Raw genomic sequence first — 4,608 nt, 5'->3', positions numbered from 1 at the left:
GGCGGGTAGTTTCTAGCAATTGAGCTGTTTCGAGCTCTTTACGAGAGATTGCGCCATCAATGTGTAACTGTTGGGAGCGTTTGCGATCGCGTTTTGCTTGCTCTAGTGCTGCTAATGCTTGCTGGACACGAGCTTGAGCTTCTTGCTGTTGGGCTGCTGCTGACCGGATGCGGGCTTGAGCCTGGAATAAAGCTTCTGGTTTTGGTCGCTGGGTTGCTACCCCATCACGCTCTGCTTGCCATTGCCTTAGTCGTGCTTGAGCTTCTCGGACGTCTGCATCTAGAGGAAGGCGGTCAATTTGGGCAATTATTGCGCCTTGTTTAATTTTATCTCCTTCATCTAGTTTAATCCTTGCCAGCCGACCGGCGACAGGAGCTGAAACTACGAAGCGGGAGCGGATACGGGTCTTTCCCTCTCCATCCACTGTTACTTGCAAACTACTGCGTTTAACTTCGGCTAGATCAACCCGAATCGGTGCAGGACGAAATCCTAGGACAACTACTGTGATGATGCCAACTCCAACCATAAGGTAAGTTAGCCGTTGAGGAAGGTGCTTCATGAAGTGTCTCAAATCGCGGAATGGATTGTGCGATCGCCTTTGGCGCGGCTTCGCCGATCGCAACAGTATTTAATTACTACTATTTAATTACTACTATTTAATTAAGTACTTTTTAATTTTTCTATAGCTTCTGTTAGTCACAATATGCAAACTAAGCTGAATACAAAGGACTCAGCACGCTCCGCACTAACCTAACTATAACGATATGGAGCTTATTCCCTGGTTTTCAAAACAGCAATTAAGTCCAGACGATTCAGCTTTCTACGGATAATTAACCCAGAACACAATGCTGCTACTATTACGATAACAAATGTAAAAGCATAGGTATCTTTAGTAATAATTAAGGGAAAACGATAAAGTTCAGAATTATAGGCAAGAGACATTAAAGCAGCTAAACCGTATCCGAGTCCAAAACCAATAGGAAGGGCGAGTAGGGTAAGAATAACTTGTTCACCTAGGAGAATAAAGGCAATTTCAGCACGAGTGAATCCCATAATCCTGAGACTGGCTAATTCTCGTCCTCTTTCTGATAGGGCAATCCGTGCTGAGTTATAGACTACGCTGAAGGTAATAATGCAGGCAAAAATTACTAGTACTGCTGTAAAGACTTGCAGATTTTTAGCACTAATTTCCTCAAAGCTTTCTAGGCTGGCTTCACGGGTGGCAATACCGGTAATGGCGGGTAGACGTTTGAGGCGATAGTAAAGCTGACTAGCAAGGTGAGGATCAACGGAGAGGTAAGCACCAGAAATAGTTTGTCCTTCTCGCATCAGTCGGTTGAGGGCATGGATATCCATATATACTGAGACACCGAGGAGTTCATCTACCAAGCCGACTACAGGAACTTGACGCACGGGACGGCTTCCTTCCAGGACTTCCACGGTTAGGGTATCTCCAGGAGTAACACCTAGGATTTCGGCTAGTTTGGTAGTCATGACAACTCCGTCTGGGGGTAGATGCACGGTGTACCAATTCTTGTCTAGCAGACGGCGGAATTCTCCGGCTGGGTCGATTCCAGTTAAAGCACTGCGATAGGTATGATGGTCAAAGCGTAAACGTACTGGTACGATGCGGAAGGGTTCGGAACGAATAACTCCTGGTAAGTGAGTGATTTCGTAACGGGTACGTGCAGGACGGGGTTGATTAAAAATAATGGTGAGATCTTCCCGTTGCACTTGGCGGAATTGAAAATCCACCAGGTATGTCAATGCATCTGAGATGTACAACCCAGTCAGGAGAATTGCTACAGCAACAGCTATTCCCATAATGGATAGGAAGGCTTGGATGGGCTTGCGTTCCAAATTACGTAGGATAATGCGACCGGCAGGGGAGAAAAACTGCTGTAGACCTAGTCGTTCAATAATGGTAGGTTTGAATTCAGCTGGGGGTTCGGGACGCATGGCTTGGGCTGGAGGAAGGGAAATTGCCCGACGTACCGCCATTAGTCCACCAATGGCTGCTGCGGTAAAGCTGACTAAGATGGCGGTGGCGACTAAGTCTGAGCTGACGTCATAGCGTAGTAGGGGAAAGCGAAAAAATTCAGCATAAAATTGGGTTAGTCCATTACCAAGCCAAAGACCAACTATGGTGCCAAGGAAACCTCCTACAATGACAATGGCAAGGACAAATTTAAGATAATGGATACCGATGGTTACGTTACTGTAACCAAAGGCTTTGAGAACGGCAATTTGCTCCCGTTGGGTTCCGATCAGGCGAGAGAGGACAACATGCAGTAGGAAAGATGCGATCGCTAACAAAATCGAAGGCATAAAAGTAGCAGAGACTTCCAAACTGCTGAGTTCATCTGCTAGAATTTGATGGGATAATTGATCTTCCCTTCCATAAGCACCTAACCCACCGTAGCGTTCCAGTAATCGATCCAAACGGCTAATAATTTCCCTTTCTTGAGCCCCTGGACTTAAAGAAAGGCTGACATCGTTAAAGGCACCATCAAGGTCAAAGGCTTTACCCAAGGCTTCCCGACCTATCCAAACCACTCCGAATCGCCGATTATCTGGGAAGATTTCTCCAGCACCTCGCACTTCATAAACGTATTCTGGTGATAGCGCCTTTCCTACTATTCGCAATTTTTCCCAACGTCCATTAATGATGGCACCCATAGTATCACCCAAGTTGAGTTGATTGGCTTGGGCGAAGGCTTCACTGACGATTACTTCATCTCCTCGTCCTGGTTCAATATAGCGACCCTGACGAATAAATAAGTCATTGAGTATGGAAATACGACGCTCAGGAATTGAGATTAGTCTTCCTGTGGCTGGTTCTGTCAAACCAGGGATATCAAGGGTGACATCAACCACAATCCGAGTTTGGGTTTGGGCAATACCGGGAATAGCAGCAATTTGGGATTTGAGGCTTTCTGGGGCGCGTTTGAGGGAAGCGAAAACTTGGGCAAAATGGTAGCGGTTGTAATATGTGTCTTGGGTTAGTCGCAAAGAGCTATAGGCACTCCTGGCTAGGACGAAGCTAGCAATGCCACAGGCTACTACTAATGCGATCGCTATTACCTGACCTCGCAATTGCCATAGGTCACGTAAGAGTTTACGGTCTAGGGAATTCATGAAAGTCTAAGACCAACCGAAAATATCAGGAACAGGCAAGATGCCCATTCCACAGGTGCGAGCCCGTTGGTGCGAATTTAATTCTTAATAGGTCAAGCGCACCTAAAAACTCTTAAAATCATTCCATTATTAAGGAACGCTCCATTTTTTATAACTGCTGTTCTTCTTTATAAAACAAAGCTTCACACACTAAGGTCAAGGCGAACAGACAGCAAACGAACAAAGTTGTTAATAATATTGCCATCATAGCTGACACCTCCTTGGGAAGTCTCTTACTTTCTGACTCCTTCTAGTTCTTTTATAGCTCCGGTTTTCTATCGAGCTAGGTAATTTGATTTAATTCTTAACATACTCAATCGTTGACTTACCACTCTAAATCTTCAGGAGCAATCTTAGTCTGATTACCATGTACAGTAATAATCTCACCACTACGCATGGTAATCACCCGATCTGCCATAGCCGCAATTCCAGCATTGTGAGTAATTACAGCAGTAGTTGTTCCCAACTCCTGATTCACTCGCTCCAATACATTCAATACTAGCTTACCCGTCTGAAAGTCTAACGCTCCGGTTGGTTCATCACATAGGAGCACTTGAGGACGTTTGGCAATAGCACGAGCGATCGCAACCCGTTGTTGTTCACCCCCAGATAATTGAGCGGGAAAATGGTTAAGACGATGGTCTAGTCCCACTAGTCCCAAAGCTTCCCGAGGACGCATCGGACGAGGAGCAATTTCGGTCACCAGAGCAACATTTTCCTGAGCCGTCAAGCTGGGAATCAAATTGTAGAATTGGAACACAAAACCAACGCACTCCCGACGGAAGCGGGTAAGAGCACGATCATCAGCACTTGATAGATCACGATTATAGAATTTGACTTGTCCGAAGGAGGGAACATCAAGTCCTCCGAGAATATTCAGCAGAGTGGACTTGCCACTTCCAGACGGACCAAGCAATACTACAAATTCTCCTGCATAGAGGTCAATAGTAACTGATTTTAGTGCCTGAACATTCACCTCCCCCATCTGATAGGTTTTAGTCACGTCACGCACTTGGAAAATAAGTTCATTGTTCATATAGCGGTTGGCGACTTTATTCAGTACATCTTGCTAGGTTTTTAGGGAACAGGGAACAGCGGATATGGGAACAGGGAACAGCGGATATGGGAACAGATTATTTAGCATTCAACCTACGTTATTTATTATTGCCAATTTTTAAAAACAATTATTTTTTTGTCCCATTTTCATAATTAAAATATCTGGTGCTATAAGTTATGATTAATTATTTCAATAGTAATTACTAGATATTAATCCTAAATAAATTGTAATAATTATTGTCTCCGATTCCCGATTCCCGATTCCCAATTCCCGATTCCCGATTCCCGATTCCCGATTCCCGATTCCCGATTCCCGATTCCCGATTCCCGATTCCCGATTCCCGATTCCCGATTCCCGATTCCCGATTCCCGATT

Annotated in this window: 3 protein-coding genes; all 3 read right to left on the bottom strand. The window is 45.0% G+C overall.

All coding sequences use genetic code 11. The features are described 5' to 3' along the window. Positions 1–622, bottom strand: a 622-nt coding sequence (locus F6K57_RS37395) for a biotin/lipoyl-binding protein (RefSeq protein ID WP_293073399.1), incomplete at its 3' end; no start/stop codon positions are given. 149 nt (positions 623–771) lie between these two features. Then, complete coding sequence (locus F6K57_RS37390; protein ID WP_293073396.1) at positions 772–3,138, bottom strand: ABC transporter permease; 2,367 nt, start codon at positions 3,136–3,138, stop codon at positions 772–774. Positions 3,139–3,502: 364 nt separating this feature from the next. Next, positions 3,503–4,213 (bottom strand): ABC transporter ATP-binding protein, encoded by a 711-nt coding sequence (locus tag F6K57_RS37385; RefSeq protein WP_293073394.1) that lies wholly within the window; start codon positions 4,211–4,213, stop codon positions 3,503–3,505. Positions 4,214–4,608: the final 395 nt, after the last annotated feature.

The sequence above is a fragment of the Moorena sp. SIO4A5 genome, assembly GCF_010672005.1.
Lineage (GTDB): Bacteria > Cyanobacteriota > Cyanobacteriia > Cyanobacteriales > Coleofasciculaceae > Moorena.
This window is presented reverse-complemented; position numbering and strand designations above follow the sequence as displayed.